General features: G+C 49.2%; 18 protein-coding genes. 5 read left to right on the top strand and 13 right to left on the bottom strand.

Annotation, left to right across the window (positions count from 1 at the left end):
• Positions 1–349: 349 nt before the first annotated feature.
• Both P2H89_RS31445 and P2H89_RS31440 read left to right on the top strand, forming a co-directional pair.
• A complete protein-coding gene (locus P2H89_RS31445; RefSeq protein WP_275834742.1) occupies positions 350–991 on the top strand; it encodes a peroxiredoxin in 642 nt (213 codons plus the stop codon).
• A 101-nt stretch (positions 992–1,092) separates the two neighbouring features.
• Positions 1,093–2,370, top strand: coding sequence for an amidohydrolase family protein (locus P2H89_RS31440; RefSeq protein ID WP_275834740.1), 1,278 nt, complete (start codon positions 1,093–1,095; stop codon positions 2,368–2,370).
• 73 nt (positions 2,371–2,443) lie between these two features.
• Here P2H89_RS31440 and P2H89_RS31435 read toward each other — a convergent pair whose 3' ends face one another.
• The 6 genes from P2H89_RS31435 to P2H89_RS31410 all read right to left on the bottom strand — a co-directional run bounded on the left by P2H89_RS31435 (position 2,444) and on the right by P2H89_RS31410 (position 8,664).
• The gene (locus P2H89_RS31435) at positions 2,444–3,067 is read right to left on the bottom strand and encodes a hypothetical protein (RefSeq protein ID WP_275834736.1); all 624 of its coding nucleotides are present in this window, start codon (positions 3,065–3,067) and stop codon (positions 2,444–2,446) included.
• Positions 3,068–3,314: 247 nt separating this feature from the next.
• Entirely contained in the window at positions 3,315–4,034 is a 720-nt protein-coding gene (locus P2H89_RS31430) for an RNA pseudouridine synthase (RefSeq protein ID WP_275834734.1), read from the bottom strand.
• A complete protein-coding gene (locus tag P2H89_RS31425) occupies positions 4,027–5,562 on the bottom strand; it encodes a pseudouridine synthase (RefSeq protein ID WP_275834732.1) in 1,536 nt (511 codons plus the stop codon). The genes P2H89_RS31430 and P2H89_RS31425 overlap by 8 nt, the downstream gene beginning before the upstream one ends.
• Before the next feature lie 116 nt (positions 5,563–5,678).
• On the bottom strand, positions 5,679–6,731 hold the full coding sequence (rlmN, locus tag P2H89_RS31420; protein WP_275834730.1) for a 23S rRNA (adenine(2503)-C(2))-methyltransferase RlmN: 1,053 nt from the start codon (positions 6,729–6,731) through the stop codon (positions 5,679–5,681).
• 31 nt (positions 6,732–6,762) lie between these two features.
• The gene (locus P2H89_RS31415) at positions 6,763–8,163 is read right to left on the bottom strand and encodes an amidohydrolase family protein (RefSeq protein WP_275834728.1); all 1,401 of its coding nucleotides are present in this window, start codon (positions 8,161–8,163) and stop codon (positions 6,763–6,765) included.
• Positions 8,164–8,205: 42 nt separating this feature from the next.
• On the bottom strand, positions 8,206–8,664 hold the full coding sequence (locus P2H89_RS31410; RefSeq protein WP_275834726.1) for a hypothetical protein: 459 nt from the start codon (positions 8,662–8,664) through the stop codon (positions 8,206–8,208).
• A gap of 237 nt (positions 8,665–8,901) precedes the next feature.
• Here P2H89_RS31410 and P2H89_RS31405 point away from each other — a divergent pair, with 237 nt between their 5' ends.
• From P2H89_RS31405 to P2H89_RS31395, 3 genes are all read left to right on the top strand, one after another.
• Positions 8,902–10,098 (top strand): acetyl-CoA C-acyltransferase, encoded by a 1,197-nt coding sequence (locus tag P2H89_RS31405; RefSeq protein WP_275834724.1) that lies wholly within the window; start codon positions 8,902–8,904, stop codon positions 10,096–10,098.
• Positions 10,099–10,180: 82 nt separating this feature from the next.
• A complete protein-coding gene (locus P2H89_RS31400) occupies positions 10,181–10,729 on the top strand; it encodes a hypothetical protein (protein WP_275834723.1) in 549 nt (182 codons plus the stop codon).
• A gap of 11 nt (positions 10,730–10,740) precedes the next feature.
• Entirely contained in the window at positions 10,741–11,205 is a 465-nt protein-coding gene (locus P2H89_RS31395) for a DinB family protein (RefSeq protein WP_275834721.1), read from the top strand.
• Between the two features lie 216 nt (positions 11,206–11,421).
• Here P2H89_RS31395 and P2H89_RS31390 read toward each other — a convergent pair whose 3' ends face one another.
• The 7 genes from P2H89_RS31390 to P2H89_RS31360 all read right to left on the bottom strand — a co-directional run bounded on the left by P2H89_RS31390 (position 11,422) and on the right by P2H89_RS31360 (position 21,027).
• Entirely contained in the window at positions 11,422–13,677 is a 2,256-nt protein-coding gene (locus P2H89_RS31390) for a 3-coathanger stack domain-containing protein (protein ID WP_275834718.1), read from the bottom strand.
• 381 nt (positions 13,678–14,058) lie between these two features.
• A complete protein-coding gene (locus P2H89_RS31385) occupies positions 14,059–14,859 on the bottom strand; it encodes a hypothetical protein (RefSeq protein ID WP_275834716.1) in 801 nt (266 codons plus the stop codon).
• 403 nt (positions 14,860–15,262) lie between these two features.
• On the bottom strand, positions 15,263–16,459 hold the full coding sequence (locus P2H89_RS31380) for a hypothetical protein (RefSeq protein WP_275834714.1): 1,197 nt from the start codon (positions 16,457–16,459) through the stop codon (positions 15,263–15,265).
• 23 nt (positions 16,460–16,482) lie between these two features.
• Positions 16,483–17,124, bottom strand: a complete 642-nt coding sequence (locus P2H89_RS31375) for an ATP-binding cassette domain-containing protein (RefSeq protein ID WP_275834712.1) — start codon at positions 17,122–17,124, stop codon at positions 16,483–16,485.
• Positions 17,125–17,232: 108 nt separating this feature from the next.
• Positions 17,233–18,849, bottom strand: a complete 1,617-nt coding sequence (locus P2H89_RS31370) for a DUF4836 family protein (protein WP_275834710.1) — start codon at positions 18,847–18,849, stop codon at positions 17,233–17,235.
• Positions 18,850–19,134: 285 nt separating this feature from the next.
• Positions 19,135–20,523: a histidine--tRNA ligase gene (gene hisS, locus P2H89_RS31365; protein ID WP_275834708.1), complete on the bottom strand. Its 1,389-nt coding sequence runs from the start codon at positions 20,521–20,523 to the stop codon at positions 19,135–19,137.
• Positions 20,524–20,556: 33 nt separating this feature from the next.
• On the bottom strand, positions 20,557–21,027 hold the full coding sequence (locus tag P2H89_RS31360; protein ID WP_275834706.1) for a low molecular weight protein-tyrosine-phosphatase: 471 nt from the start codon (positions 21,025–21,027) through the stop codon (positions 20,557–20,559).
• Between the last annotated feature and the right edge of the window lie 430 nt (positions 21,028–21,457).

Raw genomic sequence — 21,457 nt, 5'->3', positions numbered from 1 at the left:
GCCTGATGTCGATCTGCATTTGCCCTATATATCGGTAACCCGACATGTGGGTTGTAAGAGGGTTTGCCGCCTATCCGCAGGTCAATTTCGCACGGAAAACAGGCAGGTCCACCCTAGTGCTGGCCCACAGTACAAGATCAGGATCCTGCTCCAGGTCCACCTGGCCAGTCGTACAAAACCTTAACTGCCGGCCTATCCCTAAAAAATAATGCAACCGGGTTAAAAACAATTCCAACACGTTATTAATCAAACCAAAAGATAAATTTAACAATACAGTCTACTTCATGAGTAGGGAATCTGTATCTTCGTTATCCGTTCGCGGATTTTTTTAACCATAAATTTCTTTGATATGAGCTTAAGACTAGGAGACATCGCGCCAAATTTCCAGGCTAAAACGACTGCTGGCGATATCGACTTCTACGAATATCTCGGCAATAGCTGGGGTATCCTGTTCTCTCACCCTGCAGATTACACCCCCGTGTGTACTACCGAGCTGGGTAAAACCGCTTTGCTCCAGGGCGAGTTTGAAAAACGCAATGTAAAAGTACTGGCTGTAAGTGTTGATTCTCTGGATAAGCACGTAGGCTGGGTTAACGATATTAACGAGACGCAAAATTGTAACGTTGGTTTCCCCATCATCGCCGATACAGACCGCAATGTAGCGACCCTGTACGACATGATCCACCCCAACGCTTCTGAAACCTTCACCGTTCGTTCACTGTTCGTGATCGGACCCGATAAGAAAGTTAAGCTCACCATCACTTACCCTGCTTCTACCGGCCGTAACTTCCATGAAGTACTCCGCGTGATCGAGTCGCTCCAGTTGACTTCCGGTTACAGCGTTGCTACACCTGCCGATTGGAAACATGGTGAAGATGTGATCGTGGTACCTGCAGTATCTACTGAAGATGCAATCAAGAAGTTCCCTAAAGGCGTACAAGTGGTAAAGCCTTACCTGCGTTACACACCGCAGCCAAACCTCGACAAATAGTTTTTAGTTGTAATAGCTGACATCGTTATAAAACCTTCCTACTTCTGTAGGAAGGTTTTTGTTTTTAGCCCATTTCAAAATATCTTACTGCAAATTCGTTTATGAGAAAACTACTACTGCTGCTGGCCTTAACTGCCCCCATCACCTTATTATCACAACGTACCCTGCTCCATTGCGGTAAACTTGTCGATGCTACCAAAGGACAGGTTCTAAGCCAATACACCATCATTGTTGAAGGCAATAAGATCACCGATGTGCAGGCCGGTTACCTTAAAGCCGCCGGTACCGATAAAGTGATCGACCTGAAAGAAAAGACCGTGATGCCCGGCCTCATTGATTGCCACGTGCACCTGGAAGATGAGACCAATCCCAATCAGTACCTCAATAAGTTTACCTATAATCAGTCTGACTACGCATTCCAATCGGTGGTCTATGCAAAACGCACACTGGCTATCGGCTTTACCACGGTGCGCGATCTGGGTGGCACGGGCGTCAACATCTCTCTGCGCAATGCGATCAATAAAAAAATGATTGAAGGGCCGCGGATGGTAACAGCCGGTAAATCGATCGCCACCACTGGCGGCCATGCTGACCCCACCAATGGTTACCGCAAAGACCTCATGGGGGATCCCGGACCCGCTGCTGGTGTAGCCAATGGTCCCGACGAATGCCGCCAGGCTGTGCGCCAGCGTTATAAAGATGGTTCCGATCTCATTAAGATAACTGCTTCAGGTGGCGTACTCAGCGTGGCCAAGAGTGGCGAGAATCCTCAGTTCACCGAAGAAGAGATCAAGGCCATTGTATCTACCGCAAAAGACTATGGGTTCAAAATAGCCGCCCACTGCCATGGCGCCGAAGCGATGAAGCGTGCAGTGCGGGCAGGTGTCAACAGCATCGAGCATGGTACCTATATGGACGACGAAGTGATGAGTCTGATGAAACAAAATGGTACGTATTATGTGCCCACGATCACTGCTGGTAAATCGGTAGGTGATTCGGCGAAGAAGCCCGGCTATTATCCCGACCTGGTGACGCCCAAAGCCCTTGCCATCGGCCCCAAAATACAATCAACCTTTGGCAAAGCGTATAAGGCTGGTGTGAAGATCGCGTTTGGTACCGATGCGGGTGTTTACATGCACGGCAAAAACTGGCTAGAGTTTGTGTACATGAACGAAGCCGGTATGCCGGTCATTGAAACGATCCAGTCTGCTACTGTAGCGGCGGCCGACCTGCTGGGCATGAGCGAACTGATCGGTAGTATCGAAAAAGGTAAACTGGCCGATATCGTAGCCGTTGAGGGGGATCCAATCAAAGATGTGCAGGCCATGGGTAAAATGAAGTTTGTGATGAAGGACGGCGTAGTTTATAAAAATGAATAACGTCCGGTTACTACAATAATAAAGGGCGATCTCCATCTGGATGATCACCCTTTACAATTATAGGCAGTGCTGATCAATTCAGGACCATGTAAGCCACGTTCGTGAATTTGCCTTCTGTGAATTCTAATTTCTTGGTGGGGTCATCCATTTGAGACAAAGTGGTCTTGAAAGTCCCGGATACTTTTTTGGCGCTTTCATTGCAGGCAGTAATGGTGAAGGTGCCGTTTTCCGAGTACACGTCAAATAGCCAGCTGTTGGTGCCCAGTTTAGTGCCGTAGGTCATGAACCCATCCATGCTATCATCGCTTTCGTCCTCGGGCGTGTTAGGATCATCTTCATTGAACAATTTGACCTTATAAGTCTTCACCGACATGCCATTACCGACTGCTGTCTCCTCACCGAAGGTAAGAATGATCTTTTTCGTACCATCTTTTGAGAGCCCGTTGATATCAAGCCTTTTTTGGTTGGTTTGGGTTGAGCGCAGAAGCGTGGCCGATTCTACGGTGAAGGTGATGGTTTGCCCGTTTAATTTCACTTCCAGGCCTCCGTCAGGGCCATTGTTACCACCGTCATTGCCGCCACCATTTCCGCCGCCACTGGTTGGTGCGCCGGGGTCGCTGCTGTCAATACTTTTTTCTTTTTTGCAGGAGGTAAATGCGATGGCCAGGCACAGCAGGGGCAGCAGTAGCTTTTTCATAACGGTTGAGCGTTGGGTTTTAGTAACGAATGCTATCCGGGTTTCATTTGGGGTTAAAAGATAGTCTGCCAGTGACCTGGCAGACTATCCGAATATAGGTAATTCTGAGGGATAACGCAAACGGCTGTTCACTGGGAGCGCAGGGGAGGCTTTAGGGGCGCGGGCTGAGCAGGTCGTAGGGCAGTATCCGATTCGGCGAACGGGCGGTAACCGATCCAGGCCGTGAGCCGGTTTCCCAAAGCCCGATCTATTTCTTCTTCCTCAGCTGCTGCAGCAAGGCGCGCATGTCTTTCGGCAACGGGGCTTCAACGGTATACGATTTGCCCTGGGCATCCTTAAAGAGCAGCTTTTCCGCGTGGAGGCCCAGCCTGCCCAGGATGGGGCGCTCTTCGTCATCCTGGCGCGACAGGTTGTAGTTGCGCTTGAAGGAAGATACCCGGATCGGCGCCGCATCCCCATATAGTGGATCCACCACAATCGGGTGACCTGCGTGTTGCATGTGCACGCGTATCTGGTGTGTGCGGCCCGTATGGATGCGGAAACGAACCAGGGAGAACTTCCCAAATTCCTCCAGCACTTCGTAATCCGTAATGGATTGTTTGCCACGCTGGTGTATCAGCATCACACCGCGCCTGGCCTGGTTTTCGGCGATTGGCGCATCGATGGTCTTCTTCTTTTCGGGCGGTACACCATTGACGATGCCGAGATAATATTTCTCTACCGTTCTTTCCTCAAAAGCCTGCGACAGGAACTTGTGGGTTTCCTCATCTTTGGCAAAAACAATGATGCCGCTAGTATCGCGGTCGAGGCGGTGAACGGTAAATATCTGTCCGAATTTCTCCAGCAACATCTGCTTTAGGGAGATATCTTTTCCTTCGCGGTCGGGTATGCTCAATAAGCCCGATGGTTTGTTGAGCACGATAAAATGTTCGTTATCGATCAGTATTTCGGGCGATGTCTTAACCACGGGTCGGCGTTTTGGTTTTGGTGTACGAAGCATTAAGGTATTTCAACAGGCGCACTTCTTTCTCGTTGAGGAAACGCCATTTACCGCGCTCTACATTCTTCTTGGTAAGATTGGCATACATCACCCGGTCGAGGTTGCGTACATCGTATCCCATATGTTCAAAAATGCGGCGTACAATGCGGTTGCGGCCACTGTGGATCTCGATGCCGATCACGCTCTTGTCTTTCGGGTCGGCATAGGCCAGTACATCGGGCGCAACGAAACCATCTTCCAGTTCGATGCCTTGCAGGATGGCATCGAAATCTTTCCTCACAAGCGGCTTGTCGAGTTTTACTTCGTAGATCTTCTTTACCTGGTAGCTGGGGTGGGCCAGTTTTTGGGCGAGGTCGCCATCGTTGGTGAGCAGCAGAACGCCCGTGGTGTTGCGGTCGAGACGGCCAACGGGGTATACGCGCTCGGTAGTAGCATTCCGTATAAGGTCCAGCACCGTTTTTCTTCCTTGCGGATCGTCGGTGGTGGTAATAAAATCTTTGGGCTTGTTGATGAGGATGTACACCATGGTACGGCGAATCGCTATAGGCTTGCCATTCACGGTTATTTCATCCTTATCGGTTACTTTGAATCCAGGTTCCGTAACAACTTTTCCGTTCACGACCACCAGGCCCGACTTCACAATATCTGCAGCCTCGCGACGGCTGGAAATGCCGGAATGGGCCAGGAATTTATTTAAGGGAATAACATTTTTAGCTTCCTTGCCCTTGGCGGCTGCCGGTGGGGCGGTGTTTTTGCCGGTCACTTTGCTGGCAGCTGGAGCGGAAAAAGCAGGTGCATTTTTGCCTGTTGCTTTACCAGTTGCGGCTGCGGCACCTTTATCGGCAAAAGGACTTTTTGTCCTGCCAAAGGGTTTCTCCTCCTTGGCATATCCGCTTTTCGAGCCACTGATTTTTGAATCGGGTGATTTGGAAAAACCTGCTTTATCGCTGGATGACTTTTGGTAAGGCTTCTTGTCGGTAGCTGGTTTGCCGTATGCGCCTTTGCTTTCGAAGGAGCGGCTTCCGGCTGGTTTTGCCTTGCGGTCATCGCCAGCTGCTGCTTTAGGGTAAGCTGGTTTGCGTTTATCGGCAAATGGCTGGTTGTCGTTCTGCTCAGAAAAATCAGGATTGGCTTTTTTCCCGGCCTGCTTCTTCTTCCTTTCCATGTAGCTCATGCGGTTGTAGCCCTTGTTCGCCGGCCTCTTTCCGGTGCCGCCGCCAGTACCCGCTGTTCGGCCACTTTCCCAATCGCCATTACCTTGCTCTCCGGTACGTTTGCCGCCGGTGCCTTTACGGGCGCGTGGATCACTGTCTGCACGCTGTGCCCTGTATTGTTCACGTTGGGCCCTTGCCTCAGATTTCTTTTGTTCGAAAAAGGCTTGTGTTTCCTTACGGACCGCTTTTTTCTCCTGGCGGATACGCTCTTTCTTTTTAGCGCCGGTCTCTTTTTGTTGGATGAATTTGCCGAATCCGGCAGAACCCTTGCTTTTGCTCATGGAAGTAGTTTGCTGTTTTACAACAGTATGATAAAATAAAATTGCCTTTGTTGAAAGCGGCTCCGGTGAAAGGTTCATGATACATCAACCCTAACACGGTGGATCGCTTTTTCTATTTACTGTATGCCTTCCTTATTGGCCAGCTGACCGCAGGCGGCATCAATGTCTTTACCACGGCTTCTTCTCAGCCTGGCGTTCACCCGGTGTTTCTCCAGGTATTGCATAAAATTATTCGTCGTCTGTTCATCGGGCTTGCGGAACGTGGCCATATCGATCGGGTTGTACTCGATGATATTGACCAGGTCGGCAGGTACCTGACGATAGATCCTGATGAGCTCATCGGCATCCTTCAGGCTATCGTTGAAATTGTTGAACAGTATATATTCAAAAGTGATCTCGTTCTCTGTTTTCTTATAGAAATAGTTCAGGGCCTCGATCAGCGCCTGCAGGTTATTGCTTTCGTTGATGGGCATGATCTCGTTCCGCTTCACATCGTTGGCGGCGTGCAGGGAAAGCGCGAGTTTGAAACGTACGTTGTCGTCGCCCAGTTGTTTGATCTGCTTGGCTACACCAGCCGTTGATACGGTGATACGGCGGGGGCTCATGCCCAACCCATCAGGTGCTGTAATGCGCTCGATGGACTTCATCACATTGCGGTAGTTGAGCAGGGGTTCACCCATACCCATGAACACGATGTTGGTGAGTTTCTTTTCATACACACGTTCGCTCTGCTGATTGATGAGCACTACTTCATCGTAGATCTCATCGAAATCGAGGTTGCGCTTGCGGTCCATATAACCGGTGGCGCAGAACTTACAACTGAGTGAGCAGCCGATCTGGGAGGAAACGCAGGCTGTTTTGCGTTCATCGGTAGGGATGAGTACGCCTTCCACCAGGTGTCCGTCATGCGTTTTAAAGCGCGACTTTACGGTACCATCAGCTGAGTATTGAGTTGCATCTACAGCGAGTGCAGGTAAAGTGAAATTATCGGCGAGTTTAGCGCGGAGGTCCTTGCTCAGGTTGGTCATGGCGTCGAAGGATTGAGCCTGCTTCAGCCAGAGCCATTCGTACACCTGTTTGGCCCGGAACTTCTTTTCTCCCAACGTTTCAAAATAACTGTTCAATTCATCCGGCGTGAGGTGCCGGATATTTTTCTTCGCCGTTTTCATCGCTGCAAAGGTACTTCAACCCGGGCAGAAATCAGTTTCCGGCTATTTTACGTGCCTTTTCCCATAACCCAAGTACCGTTTCCGGTCCCAGAAACCGGCCTTTGAGCACTACGGCGCCCACCTGCCGGGTGTTGTTAATATTCTCTAAAGGATTGGCTTCCAATAGTACAAGGTCGGCCAGCTTGCCGGTTGCCACCGTTCCCAGGTCCATTTCGATGCCGAAGTACCGGGCGGGGTTGAGGGTGGCAGTTCGCAGGGCTTCGAGGGGGCTGAGGCCACATTCGGTGAAAATCTCCAGTTCATCATGAAGCGAGAAGCCGGGGAAGCAAAAAGGGTTAGGGGTATCGGTACCGGCCAGCAACGGGATGCCGCCCTGGTGCAGGGCCCGGACAATTTTCTTTTTCATTTCATATTCCACCTGCTCGCCACGGAAGTATTCGGGGGTAGCCGTTCTAAGGCGGAAATCATTTTTAGGGTCCCACATGTTTTTGATCATAGGGGCTACGTATACCATGCGGTCATCTTTCCGGAAGGCCGAATCGTTGATGAAGGCAATGCCGCGGTTCACGGTCATGGTAGGGCATATCCAGGCATCATATTGCTTGAGGTCTTTGATGATGGAGGCCAGCTTTTTTTCACTGTAAGTGCGGCGCAACAGCTCACGGCGCGCGTTGCGGGTAGCGAAGTTAGAATCCTTGATGGTGCCATTAATGAGCCCATAGTAATATTCGCTGCTGTCGGAAGCGAGCTCCAGGAAGCCGTACAGGTGTTCCATGGTCTTTTGACCGGCTTTGGCAGCTTCCAGCACTGTTACTTTATTAGGAACGTGGCCGGCAAATACGATCCCTTGTTTCTTTGCTTCGTCGGCAATGGCGAAGTAAGCGTCTCGCTCCAGCAGGGAGTATACTTTGATGAAATCGACCTTCGCCTGGTTCTTCAGGGAGTCTACCACTTTGCGGCCGCGTGCCGGATCGGTTACGGCTACACTGCCGGGCCAGATGGGTTTGGGACCATCTACAATGGGTCCGGCATAATAGCCGCGTGGCGATATATCGCCGGGGGTATTGCCGCGTTTCTGCCAGTATTGTGCGGCTACCGATTGTTCAAACATACCGCGTATGCCTGTAACGCCGTTGCCGATAAAAAGGGAGAAGAAGTAATCGGGCGCCCACACGTGCGTATGCATGTCCCACAGGCCGGGAATAAGGTATTGCCCATGGCAGTCAACAACGCTGTCGTTCGTGGCGGGTTTAAATGCGTTTGCCTTTGTGATAACGGTGATGCGGTCGCCGGCAATGGCTACCGTTTGATCTTTGAGCAGCTTGCCTTTTTCTACGTCTACAATATTGACCTTGTGCAATACGAGTCGCTTTTCCTGGGCTTTGGCGAATAGTGTAATAAGGAGGATCGGTAATAAGCAGTAATTTCTCATGGCTGGTGAATAGTTATTTTGGTTAATACTGAAGCGAGTTTGTTATTCCACTTTTTTGAAGACCTGCAATACCCAATGGTTACTGAAAGCAGGATCCACCTGCAGCGCTTTGAACCTCGATACGAAAATGAGTTCTGTGTCGGTCAGTTTCCTGATGTAAGAGGTGTCTGTGAGGCTACTTCTTATGCCAAATTGATAGGCGTTGAGCAACAGGGTGGTGTCGTTGGCTAAAACCCGGTAGTCGGACGTATCTTTTGAAGAAGGGCTTTTATAATATAGCTTACCGTTGTTGCGGAACTCGAAAGTATGTACGCCGAGTAGAGCGAGGGCCAAGCCTGCTGGGGCGGTACAGCCCCTGTCCAAATAAACGGTGCCCGAGGTTATCTGCCATATCCTGCGCAATTTGGGATCGCCGGTAGCGGTATCCTTATCTTTCTTACAGGAGATGGCCGCTAATAAAAGAATAGTGGCTGAGAGGTATAGGATCAGGTTCTTTCTCATAACAGGGTTTATGGTGTTCAAATATAATCAAAGTCGGGCAAGCGTCCAGTGCCGGTAAATACCGGGCCACCTCTTTTGGAGGCGGGAAATTGGTTTGGTGAAAGCTGAGCGGGCTTTTCCCGGCAACTTTTGGACCGTAGGGAGGTTGTGAAAGGCGCCGGCGTATGGTGTGGCCAATACGCATACCGGTGACAGCCTGACTTAGTTTTCTTAACTTGCCGCCTTATCATCATAATTATGAAACCAGTATATGTGATCGATGTTGTACGCACCCCCATTGGCAAATATGGCGGGGCGCTGAGTACCATCCGTCCCGACGATCTGCTTGCTCATGTTGTAAGGTCATTGATCAGCCGTAATCAAAGTATCGATGTAAACGCCATTGAAGACATCATTGCCGGCGATGCCAACCAGGCGGGAGAAGACAACCGCAATGTAGCCCGTATGGCTGCCCTGCTGGCAGGCTTACCCGTAACGGTTGCCGGAAATACCGTGAATCGTTTATGCGCATCGGGCCTGCAGGCCATCATGGATGCTGCCCGCGCCATCATGTGTAATGAAGGAGAATTGTACATTGCCGGTGGCGTGGAAAGTATGACCCGTGCGCCTTTTGTAATGGCCAAAGCCGGAACCGGTTGGAGCCGCACTACCGAAATGCACGATAGTACCATCGGCTGGCGGTTTGTAAATAAGAAGTTGACCGATCAATACTATCCCTATAGTATGGGCGAAACAGCCGAGAATGTGGCGAAGCAATGGAATATCGGCCGCCAGGAGCAGGATGAATTTGCGCTGGGCAGTCAGGAGAAGTACTTCGCTGCCCTGGACAAGGGTATCTGGAAAGAAGAGATCAGTGGCATAGAGATACTCGGCGGCAAGAATGAAAAGATCTATCTCGAAACAGATGAGGCTCCGCGTAAGACGTCACTCGACAAACTGGCCTCGTTGCGTCCTGCCTTTATCAAAGAAGGGTCTGTAACGGCGGGCAATTCATCGGGCATCAACGATGGTGCAGCGGCGATGCTGCTGGCCAGCGAAGAGGCGGTGAAGAAATACAACCTGAAGCCGCTGGCTGCCATCCGGTCGATGGCCATTGCCGGGGTCGATCCATCCATCATGGGTATTGGTCCGGTGCCTGCATCCCAAAAGGCGCTGCAGCGGGCCGGTATTACTGCCAATGACCTTGACCTGATCGAACTCAATGAAGCGTTTGCAGCGCAGTCTATCGCCTGCCTGCGCGATCTGCAATTGGATGCTGCCAAGGTTAACGTGAATGGCGGTTCTATAGCAATAGGCCATCCGCTGGGTTGCAGCGGCGTGCGTATCTCCGCCACGCTCTTGCACGAAATGAAGCGCCGTGGCGCGAAGCGCGGGCTGGCTACGATGTGTGTGGGGGTAGGGCAGGGCGCTGCGATCGTATATGAGGGGGTATAGGCCGGGGAGGTTGCAGGGGCCAGGGAGATTGAGTATCTTGAAGGGTGATCGACTCTGAAGTCGATCGGGTAAATCCACTCCTATGCAGCAACACCAGGTAAAAACCGTTTTTTATAAGTACAAGAAAAGTCCGGGTATAAAGCTCATATTGTACCTCTTGTTCTTGCTGGGATTCTTCTTTGTTGCCCGTGGTAATACTATGCTGATGGTACTGTGGTTTGCCGCTTTGTTCCTGCCGCCAATTGTGGTGGCAGTGCGGCAAAGGTCCGTCTTCACCCTCCGCTCGTGGGATGAAAGGTCACTCACCATTACCGCCGAATTCATACAGGTAGGGGAGGAAAGGTTTGAGTTCAAGGATATTCAAACGGTGGCCATTTACCTGGGTGGGTTTCGGGATCTGCCGATGGTACTCCGGAAGAGCCGTAAGGCGGTGCCTACCAGCGATGGCGACGACAACGTGCTGGCTTTCCGGCATAATGGGGAGACGAGGAGTTATGAGTTCTTTCTCCGCGATTTTGCCAGTTATGTGGAGCTCTGCCACATTATTGACGTGTGGAAGAATAGTGGCAAATCTTTTGTATTGAAAGAGCAATATTCGCGGGAGTATATCCGCAAGCAATTAAGTAATTAAATATAGCCGGTATGACCATTGAGCAAGTGATCGTCGATCTCACCGCCCACATCAACAATATTCCTTTCCGCTTTGGAGAGATACCCGTAGAAGATCAGCTGGCCAGGCCTGCGCCGGGCAAGTGGTCGAAGAAGGAGATATTGGGACACCTGATCGATTCGGCGATCAACAACCTCAAGCGGTTTGTGGATGTGCAAAGTCAGCCGCAGCCGTATACGATATTGCGCTATATGCAGGACGATCTGGTGGCCATCAACCGCTACCAGGAGCTGCCGCTCGATCATATGCTGTTGTTGTGGAAAAGCCTCAATCAGCAGATCGTGTATGTGATCAGTAATATACCCGCCGAAAAGCTTCCTTATAAAGTCACCACGCCTGCCGGGGAGCACAAGACCCTCGAATGGCTGGTACTCGATTACCTCGACCATATGGATCATCACTGGAGGAAGGTGTTTGGGGAAGTGACGTCCATCTAAAAATAAAAAGGCGGCGCCCGAATGGGCACCGCCGAAAAAAAGGAAAAGAAAAGGGCTATTTGCTCAGCAATACCTTTTTGGTAATTGTTTTACCCGGGCTGCTGATTTTGATAAAGTAAACTCCGTTGCCAAAAGGCTGCAAATTGATCTGCAGACTACTATTATCGGAGCGTTTGGTGCTTCGGTAAACTTCGCATTTGGCTTGCTTGATACTTACTATTTATTTATTACAATCTTTCTGACTGTAAATTCTACAGGGCTTTGAATCTTGATAAAGTATACTCCGTTGTTAAGTCCGCCCAAGTTTAGCTTTATAGTTCTTCCACCGTCATCAGGTAGTGCCTTTATCACTTGCGCCAATCTTCCTGACTGATCAACGATCGAGATCACAGCGTCTTTGTGCTGTCTGATACCTGTAATCATCAGATCTCCTTGGCTAGGGATTGGGAACACTTTCAATTCATTGTTGTTGGAAGGGGTTTCACTATCTGCAACGGAGGATTTTTGCCCGGTAGCTGTTCTCAAACCAACTGCGGTCGTATTATAACAGTTGCCTGTCGCTGTAAATGCAAGTGGAGTGGCAGGTGTGCTACAAGTAAGCGTGTATCCGAACTTATTGATGGTGCCGAGAAATTCACTGCCTTGACGTGCTTCGAAACCCGGCAATAGCTGAACTTCATTCCCTGCCTTATAAACTACCGTTTGACTGGCAGGCACAATAATGCTGGCCCCGTTTTGGGTGGAAACACTGTTGTCAGCCTTTTCTTCTGTTGCCTGGGCATAGGTGATCGCCGCTACGGTCTTATTGGAAGTATAGCTGGGATACTCCGTAAAGTTCGAATAAGGCGTCGGCGTAGTAGTGGTCAGTATGCCTTTATGCTTGTTACGCAAATCAGCATCGAAGGTGCCTGTGGTAACTTCAATATTGTAGTCCTGGATATAAACAATGGGCGCATTGTCGGGATCGTTCTTTTTCTTGAGGATGGCTTTTACCCTCAAGGAAACATCGGTATTAATGGGAGCATTGAAAGCGAGGCCGTTCAGGCATTCGAGGTTGACATACGGCGTTTGAATGGAATGTAGTTTCTTCTCCGTGTCATAGTTGGCGATCTCAAGTCTGCCCGATTGGAGATCAGGAAGCATGAAATTTTTAACAAAGATCAGGTAATACGGCCCATCCGAAGTCCTCTGGTGTTCGGCAAACGGATTGTATTTCGGATTGCCATTCTCATCGGCTTGTACCTTGCCAACGATCGCTGCCTGTACCGACACCAGGTCGAGCCCGGCGCCGCTATTATACACGATATCGGGAATGTTCCGCATCCTGTAGGAAATGTATTTAGAAGTTTCATTTCCAATACAGCATTGCTGATACCTGGTAAGATGCGCCCGGTCATAGGTGATTGTGTCGGCCTGTGGCGTATTTTGCAAGTTAAAGATACCCATCGGGCATTGATAATAGGTCGGGTTCTGATTGTCAGTCGCCGTTAGAGCACCGGGTACCCGAATTATAAACGTTTGTTGCACCGACTTCGCTGTCAGGGTGCCCCTGAGTTCCATGTCATACGAAGAATATGTTGGCATGGCTGCTGGCGTGCCGGTGCCGCCATTAAACATACCGACCACTTCTCCGACAAACTTTATTAAGTTACCTAAAGTAGATGTTGACGTGGTCAGATCCGAAAGTAGTTGATCGAAACCAGTGGGGGTAGCTGCTTTACCCGCGATAGCATCGGCATTTGCTTTTTCCCTGGCTTCCGGACCTTTGGCTTCAGGGTTACTGGCGGCTATCGCAGCAGACGTACGTTCGGCTTCTGCAAAAATTATACTCCTGAACTCCGACACGGATTTGCTGAACTTCAGGAACTTTTCGCCAGTTCCGGTAAAGTCGGTATTACCATTATTATTGGTGGGTGTTGTTTTCGGTACATAGTTGAAACTATAGATGACAGGATCGGTGCCGCTTACACTTTTGCCTTTAATCACTGCTTTCATATCATTGACCAGTACACCGTACAGGGTAAACTTCAAGCCAGTTCCGCGATATAATTCGTTTTGAATATTATGGTCGAAGCCAGGGATAAACTCGGCTACCGTCCACCGGCTGCTGCCGGCATTTTCACCAACTGCTGCTACTAACTTGCCATAATTGCCAGCCTGATTTCCACTGAAATATTTATCGGGTGTAATAGCCCGGTCGTCTCCCAGTGAGGTAGTGGCAGGCCAAGGACTTTTGGTAGGTTCTACATGAACCATTATGGAAGAGTAATGCGGCTGTGTATCCGGCTGATACACGAAAACTCGGATAAGCCCCGAAAACCTGTTGTACAATACGAAATAGGGATAGGCTGTGACACCTCCGCATCCGAAATTCCTTTGTAGTAGTTCCCATCCTTTGCTCCTTGTATAATCACCGCTTTGTGAAATTAGGTCGAGCGAGGTTGTTGTAGGATTGACAAATGGGGATCCCATAGCGGTGAGTTTGGTTGCTACGCTGCTTGTGCGTGCGTACCATTGATTACAATAATTTGGGCTACTGCTACCCAGCTCCCAGTTCCAATTCGAATTACCACTTGCGTCGCCATATGGATCACATATTGGGGTCCCTGGCAGGGTAGCATACACATCGGGGCATTGAGCGTGCGACTGCGTCCATCCAAAAGCGAGCATTAAGCATACGATTTTTATTAATGAATTCATATTTTATGCTTTAGCATTGGGTTATATTTTAGAATATTTCGCTTGAGACTTTATTTCAGACTAGTGTTCCCCAATAAACTATTGGAATTCTATATATTATCCCGAAGGGAAAATTTGGAAGTTACTGGAGAATCCTTGCGTGCATTCCTTATGTTATTTTTTTGCTTCTCTCAGCTTCGCATTCTCCTGCTCAATTGCTTCCAGCCTCTTATTAACCTCAATAAGATGTAATGTCAGTTCCTCGATCTTTTCCAGCAGTTTCACATTCATTGCCCCCAATTCTATTCCCTCATTTTCTTTCACTTCCTTTGCTGATGGAATGTTTGGCAGGTGATTGTTTTTCTTGATGTACGCTTCGAGTTCGCGAAGGCTAAGAAGTTTGTAGTCGGATGCAAATACGTAATCCGCCCACGCAGCGGTTGTTACTTTAATTTCACGAGCCCCGATTTTTCCTTCTACGGCAAGTTTGAATGGGCCAGGGATTGTGGTGCCGATGCCTACATTGCGATCCCAATTGATAAAAAGTGCAGACTGTCCTGTGTTTCCATTAGTAATGTCATCGTTGTAATTTTTGCCAGTCCTGAAATCAATATGATCGGCCATTAGTGTCACTTGGGATGGTATACTCGCTCCGTCTGACGTTCGCAAAAAGATACCCGCTTGACCCTTTCCTGCATCCTGACTCTGTGTTCTTATCACAGAGCCATAACCTGCACTTTTCATTGTGTTAATAATTGAATTTTCCTGCGGATTATTGCCGGGGATTATGCTCGTTCCCGTGAAAGTATTACTTCCTCCATCCCAAACTTGAAAAGGAAAAACGGGGCTCGAGGTTCTAATGCCCACATTTCCGGTATTGCTATTGTAAATATGTGTGCCATTCGTAAGCCATGGCTGGGCCAATACGGAATTACAAACAAAGGCTACCATTAATGTTGCGAAAAGTTTCTTCATAAAAAACTGTTTATTTAAGGTTAACGATTAGAAATAGTTCTGATCTTGTCATGAATGGTCATGACATAATAAGCCAGCTTGACCTGATCGATCAATGAAGCTTGCTGTAATAAATTGTTGACTAAATGTCTAAGTGAAGCTAGACAACTTGGGAGGTGACGTTCTGATAGAAAGTAAGCAGTTAATCATAGAATGAGGTTTTTGGGTTGATGTTCGTTTTCAAAGATATAATTTGCGAACATGCCAATTTGTACAAACCCGTAACTGTGCAGGTTTAACCGAAAAGTGTGCAGAATTGGGCGATAAGTGTGCAGCCCCGATAGCGAAATGAGCGACTACAGGATAACTCTTATGTATAATTGTCAGCCTTGAAGGTGACCAACAGATTTAAGAAAGTTAAGGATTATGCCATGCGGTACAGTAGTTTCCTTACCATCCTATAATTGGTAACCAGCGACAGTGCGATCAGGAACCCTGCCGTTACGAATACGCTCCAATGTAAGGGAGTCGATATCTCTTCTCGGTCAAACATGGCAAAGTGATGAAAAGCCCACTGCATGAGCTGCGTAAACGCAACCGCAAAGAACACCACGAGGATATAAACAGGAATAAATCGCCGCGCTACATTTTTGCTCAACCAATCGGGTGAGTAACCCAGCACCAGCAGCAATTGCAGATTGTCTTTGCTGCGCGCGATCATCAGTTGAAGATAAAAGGAGAATAACATCAGCGCCAGTATCACTACCAGCAAACCGAATATGCCCAGTCCGCTGAATATACCCTGCAATACCTGCTTCACCCGGCCAAACTTCGTTTTGTCTTTGTTGACCTTGTAATGCTTTTGTTCCAGGTAACTCAGGAAATCGGGATTGTTGGCGTCTTTCGTTTTTACGTATAGGCGAGAGGCCCGGATCTCTTTCGTAGTGCCAAACTGCTGGTTGGCCCAGTTCAAGAAGTTCTTGGGTACGATGATCGAGTTGACGCGATCACTGAGGGCCACAACTCGCCCGCGGAAGGTTTCCTTACTACCGTCGGGACGGTAACAGATCAGTTGCAGGCCCAGCGTGGTGGCCGTTGCTTCGGATATCTGCGGCAGTCCATAACCCGGCGCAAATACGTTATAGATCTCCAGGAAGTCGGAGGCGATAATAATGGGCACCAGCCGGTCGCCTGGCTGCCACGTAAAGGAGGGAGGCACGGTATCGATAAAACTATCATCGAGCGATTCCACAAAGAAATCACTCACAAAAGGTACCAGTGCACCACCACTCAGTTGAAAGCGGAAATTATTGGCCAGTAAGGGCGAGACGCCATCCACGAAGGGCTTTCCTTCCATTTCCTTGATGTCGGGCTCGGTAAAGAGGTTCTTTTCAAGCTGCCCCATTGTTTCATCGGTAATGGTCTTCGAGATCGATATGAAATCAAAGCCATCCTTACGCGGCGAATCGCCACCCAGCAATTGCTGGATGTTGATGTACATCTGTATCGAGCACAGCAGCAGCAATACGCCAATGCCTAAGCCGATATACGAGAACCAACGCGATGCGGCATTGGTGCCGGTTTGTAACAATGGTTTTACGGGTTGGAAGGAAAGTGCCACGCGAATTATTTTTTACAGTTTGCTTATAAGTGATAAAGCCTCGTCCAGGGAAAAAAATCGATCCGCTCCAGGTCGGCGAATACGATGCCGGCTCCCCGCGCTTTTGCTTCTTCCAGCATCAGCTCCATCGCCTTTTTGGAGTTGTTATCGTCCAGGTGGCTGAAGGGTTCATCCAATAACAGGAAATCAAATGGCTGCAGCAGGGCGCGTATGATTGCTACACGCTGTTGCTCTCCATAAGAACAGATGCGGCTTTTAACCGATAGCCTGCTGCCAATGCCCAGTCGCTCTGCCATCTCCGTAATCTTTTCTGCCGGGTGGTAGGGATTCAACTGACGCTTCAGCTCGAGGTTCTCACGCACGGTTTGTTCGGGAAACAGGCGCAGGTCCTGGAACACGATGCTGATATGATCTTTCCGGTACCGCGCGAAATCTTCTACGGTAAAGGAATGCAGCTTTTGATCGTTGTAAAGGATCTGGCCGTTGTATTCATTGCGCATGCCATACAGGAAATGGCTAAGCGATGATTTGCCACTTCCCGAGGGGGCTACGATCTTGATGTATTCGCCTTTGTTGAAGACGAGCTGCTTTCCCCATACTTCCGATTGCTGCCGGCGGCTTTCATCGAAATAAGTAGGCAATACTTCCTGCAGGGTAATTGTCATGATGATCCAAAAATAATCGATCTGTAATAATAATACGGATAAGGCCGGTTAAGGTAACAACAAAAAAAAGGCAGGGGGTAAGCCCTGCCTGATAACAACGAATATCTTTTAGAAGCCTTTTTTGTTCATTTCAAGTGTTGCCAGCTTATCGAAGTACTGGTTCAACTGCTTCAAACTGTTCTCATTTTTATTGACCAGGTTGATCTCAAAATGACCGGTCAGCTTTCCTCCGCTGTAATGATCGCCGGTAGCCAGCACATCTTCCCACATATTGAGCGATTCTGTAAGGGCAATCTTGGCCGTACTGTCGGTAGTGGCGGCCGTAGAGGCTGTAAGTATCTTTTTGATATCTACATAGAAACCGCTGGGGTGACCAGCCAGTTTGCCGATAGCTGCATGTTTGTTCTTGGCATCACCGGCCAGGAACTTATTCACCTGGTCAACGGAGTTGCCGGCTGCAAACCATTTATCGTTTACAGAGTAGCTGATGTGGAATACTGAATCGGCTTTGAAGTCACCTACCTGTGCCTTTACCACGCTGATCAACTTCTCGAATGCAGGCTTATCGTTTACAGAAGCTGCAAACAGCACGTTGACCTTAGGATCGGTCTTGGTATAGGTATAAGGCTGTCCGCCTTCTTCATAGCTGGGAATAGTTACCTGCTCAGCCTTCAGTTCGAAGTCGGAGGCGGCTACCAGCACATCGCCCTTGTTGGCTTTTACAAATTCGTCGAGGCTATAACCAGCCTTGCCGAGGAAGCCATTGACCAGTCCTTCCAGACCGCCGATGCGAAGAAACTCCTTCAAACCGGCGGGAGGATAATTCCAGGAGAAAACACCCGTGATGTTTTCTGAGGGAAGACGCGAAAGGAGTTCAGCCTCGATATCCTTGGTAGGATACTTCTCCATCAACGCAGTCATTTCCTTGTTGTAGTAACTGGTCGATTTGCCATCGATCTTTCCCTTATCGAAGTTGAGGGTGAATGCTGATACGTTGCCTTTGATGAGGTCGCTGATCTTTGTAGCGGCAAACACGTCGCCCAGCAGATCACCAGTCAGGTTTTCGGCATTGATCCACATATGCATGTCGCCGGTTTCCTTGACCAGCGCAGCATACCTGTCGTCGCTGGAAAGGTTCTCGGATGACTTGAGCTCATACAACTCTTTTGCAAAGGCGATCAGGCTATCGGTAGAAACCCTGCGGGGGCCGCCCTCGCCATCGCCTGAAAAATTATAACCACCACCAGCAGGCGTTTGGAACACATAGATGAACTTGTTGTTGTTCCAGGTGGTAATTCCTTCCTTGCTTCCCTGGAGAACGTTGATGTCGCCATTCTTGGTGGCTTTCGCGTTCTCCTGGATCTTCTTGTTCAGCGCTTCGAATGCGGCAGCATCTTTCAGCAGGCCTTCAAATACGGTAAACATGATGCCGCCCTGGTTCTTGGCAAAGAACACGAGATCCGCATCGGTATTGATACCGGTATTTTCAGGATTGTCGAGGAGCTTTTTCGCCAGCGAATCTTCGGACTTCGCGTAGGCGGTCTTGAACCAATTGGTTTGCTGAATTTCTTTCCAGCTTAATTTGGAGCTTAAAGAGGCTGTATTGATCTGGAACACGAATCCGGCATCTTTTGGAATAGCGATCGCCGATTTGTCGCTACTCTTACACGATGCGATCAACAGCATCGCGATAGCGAGAAGGCTTAATAAAGAAGTACGTTGCATAAAAGGGTTTATTTATCAAACTCAAATAAACAAAATACTTCCGGTATTTACCAGTTCTTTGAAAGCCAATGGGATAAAATAACCAGTCAGGTGAGGGAAAACCAGCCGGGACCGGGCAGATGGAGGGGCGAATTGCGGATAAAAATGCCAGAAACGGGCTAAAACCTGGCCAGGAGAACAGTTTGGCTATTGGAAAAGGAAAGCAGTGAAGTATGAGTAGCCGAAGGAATCTGGCCGGCTTTGCCGGCCAGATTGTTGAGATATGCTGGAATGCGATAATATGCTTTACAAGCCCGAAATGGTTTCTTCGAGGGCTTCCCATTTTACTTCCTGCTGCTGGCCCTTGCCCAGGTGTTTGACCACACAGGATTGGGCTTCCAGCTCCTTGCTGCCGATAATAACGGCAAAAGGTATGTTCTTTTTTTCGGCGTACTTGAATTGCTTATCGAACTTGGATTGTTCGTGGTACAATTCGCAGCGGATGCCGCTGTTGCGCAGCTTTTGCATCAGGGCAAAGGCGCCTTTGCTTTCCGCATCGCCCAGGTTGAAGAAGAGCACCTGCGTGCCGGTTTGGACCTCCTGGGGAAACAGTTTCAACTCTTCCAGTACATCGTAGATTCGGTCAACCCCAAACGAGATACCCACGCCCGGTATATTAGGTACGCCAAAGAGCCCGGTAAGGTCATCGTAGCGCCCGCCGCCGCCGATGCTGCCCATTTGTACACCCAGGGCCTTGATCTCGAATATGATGCCTGTATAATAATTGAGCCCACGCGCCAGCGTGAAATCAACCACCAGGGGAGAGGCTGCAGTCGTATCGGCCAGCACCAGTGCTGCAAACTGGTTGATCACATAGTCCAGCTCGTCGATGCCCTTAGCGCCTACCGGCAGGCTGCCCACCAGTTCCTTCAGCTTGTTGAGCTTTTCACTATTGGTGCCTTCGATGGCGAGGTATTGAGCGATGATGGCGATCTGGTGTTCATCGAGTCCGCGGGTCAGCAATTCTTCTTTTACTTTTTCCAGTCCGATCTTATCCAGTTTATCGATAGCAACGGTAATGTCGACCATTTTGTCGCTGCCGCCGCAGGCTTCAGCCAGGGCAGCCAGTATCTTCCGGCTGTTGATCTTGATCTCGACATCGATGCCCAGCTTGCTGAACACCTGCCAGTAAATGGCCGACAGTTCTACCTCATTGAGCAGGTTGTTGCTGCCCACTACATCGGCATCGCACTGGTAAAATTCGCGGTAGCGGCCACGGGCGGGCCTATCCGCGCGCCATACAGGTTGTATCTGATAGCGTTTGAAAGGGAAGGTAAGTTGCCCGTGGTTCATGGCCACATAGCGGGCAAACGGTATGGTTAGATCGTATTTGAGCGCTCTTTCGGTGAGGTTCTTATCATTTTTGCCCTGCAAAATGTTATCGAAAGCTGTTTGTGCTTCCTGGTGTTTCGATGGGTTATCAAGGCCGTTGTTCAGGATCTTAAAAATGAGCTTATTTCCTTCCTCTCCATACTTCCCCATCAGGGTGTCGAGGTTTTCCATGGCTGGGGTTTCCAGCGGTTGAAAGCCGTACAACTCGAATGTATGGCGGATGGTATTGAGGATGTATTGTCTTTTGCGAACTACTTCCGGTCCAAAATCTCTGGTGCCTTGCGGTAATGATGGTTTGGTCATATAAAGCTTCGGTATGGCTGTTTAATGTAAAACTTATTGATGGGCAAGGCTGGTGTGCCGGGCAATGATGCGGTCGCAGGCTGCTTCGATCATTTTGTACACTTCATGGTAGCCGGGCTCGGTGCCGTACCAGGGGTCGGGTACATCCATATCGCTGCCCGGGTGCAGCTCATTCATGAGCAATTCCACCTTAGCTTCCTGGAACCTGTTTTTGGCCAGCCATTTCATTTCTTCCACCACATCACCTGCCATGGCATAGATCATATCGAACTGGTCGAAATCGGCCCCGCTAAAGCGCCTGGAGCGCTGACTGCTGATGTCGACTCCATTGAGCAATGCTACTTTCTGCGACAAATGGTGGGGGGCTTCACCAACATGGTAGCCGTTGGTGCCGGCGCTGTCAACTGTCCACGACAGTCCCGCCTGTTGGGCCTTGTGTTGTAAAATTCCTTCTGCCAGGGGGCTCCTGCAAATATTCCCCAGGCAAACCATTAAGATCTTCATGCCGCAAAGATAATCAGGCAAGGGCAGGTTTGGGGCAGAAGGGGCGATGAATCGATGGGCCTTCTTCGTGTTTTGTTATGTCCTTATTCGGGATTTGTTCGGTGTTTGCATAGGAAAGTGCGCTTTAACACCGAATGAAACACGAACAAAACACGAACAAAACAAGAATGAAACATGAATTAAATACGGGCGAAATACGAATGAGATACGAATGAAACAAGAACAAAACTAGAACCGAGAACAGGTTTAGGTATGTGTGAGGGTGCGTAAAACCCGGTACTGCCTATTCTCCGGTTCAAATCGAATCATACCCGTAAACGGTCAGTAAATCAAGGAGATAGGTCCCAAATGCCCCTTCCTGGACGTGCTTTAGCACCCGTCTATACCGTGAGTATGGTATTTTAAAAAAATATTTATGGATTTTTCCAGC

It is taken from the genome of Paraflavitalea sp. CAU 1676 (assembly GCF_029223285.1).
Lineage (GTDB): Bacteria > Bacteroidota > Bacteroidia > Chitinophagales > Chitinophagaceae > Paraflavitalea.
The sequence above is the reverse complement of the archived record's forward strand: the minus strand, read 5'-3'. Positions and strand labels throughout refer to the sequence as shown.

What these genes read in the sequence shown, in the direction of transcription:
- P2H89_RS31410 (WP_275834726.1), bottom strand. Translation starts at nt 8,664, where the DNA reads ATGAGAAAGAACCTGATCCTATACCTCTCAGCCACTATTCTTTTATTA.
- P2H89_RS31435 (WP_275834736.1), bottom strand. Translation starts at nt 3,067, where the DNA reads ATGAAAAAGCTACTGCTGCCCCTGCTGTGCCTGGCCATCGCATTTACC.
- P2H89_RS31405 (WP_275834724.1), top strand. Translation starts at nt 8,902, where the DNA reads ATGAAACCAGTATATGTGATCGATGTTGTACGCACCCCCATTGGCAAA.
- hisS (WP_275834708.1), bottom strand. Translation starts at nt 20,523, where the DNA reads ATGACCAAACCATCATTACCGCAAGGCACCAGAGATTTTGGACCGGAA.
- P2H89_RS31395 (WP_275834721.1), top strand. Translation starts at nt 10,741, where the DNA reads ATGACCATTGAGCAAGTGATCGTCGATCTCACCGCCCACATCAACAAT.
- rlmN (WP_275834730.1), bottom strand. Translation starts at nt 6,731, where the DNA reads ATGAAAACGGCGAAGAAAAATATCCGGCACCTCACGCCGGATGAATTG.
- P2H89_RS31425 (WP_275834732.1), bottom strand. Translation starts at nt 5,562, where the DNA reads ATGAGCAAAAGCAAGGGTTCTGCCGGATTCGGCAAATTCATCCAACAA.
- P2H89_RS31445 (WP_275834742.1), top strand. Translation starts at nt 350, where the DNA reads ATGAGCTTAAGACTAGGAGACATCGCGCCAAATTTCCAGGCTAAAACG.
- P2H89_RS31360 (WP_275834706.1), bottom strand. Translation starts at nt 21,027, where the DNA reads ATGAAGATCTTAATGGTTTGCCTGGGGAATATTTGCAGGAGCCCCCTG.
- P2H89_RS31400 (WP_275834723.1), top strand. Translation starts at nt 10,181, where the DNA reads ATGCAGCAACACCAGGTAAAAACCGTTTTTTATAAGTACAAGAAAAGT.
- P2H89_RS31375 (WP_275834712.1), bottom strand. Translation starts at nt 17,124, where the DNA reads ATGACAATTACCCTGCAGGAAGTATTGCCTACTTATTTCGATGAAAGC.
- P2H89_RS31415 (WP_275834728.1), bottom strand. Translation starts at nt 8,163, where the DNA reads ATGAGAAATTACTGCTTATTACCGATCCTCCTTATTACACTATTCGCC.
- P2H89_RS31370 (WP_275834710.1), bottom strand. Translation starts at nt 18,849, where the DNA reads ATGCAACGTACTTCTTTATTAAGCCTTCTCGCTATCGCGATGCTGTTG.
- P2H89_RS31390 (WP_275834718.1), bottom strand. Translation starts at nt 13,677, where the DNA reads ATGGGATCCCCATTTGTCAATCCTACAACAACCTCGCTCGACCTAATT.
- P2H89_RS31385 (WP_275834716.1), bottom strand. Translation starts at nt 14,859, where the DNA reads ATGAAGAAACTTTTCGCAACATTAATGGTAGCCTTTGTTTGTAATTCC.
- P2H89_RS31440 (WP_275834740.1), top strand. Translation starts at nt 1,093, where the DNA reads ATGAGAAAACTACTACTGCTGCTGGCCTTAACTGCCCCCATCACCTTA.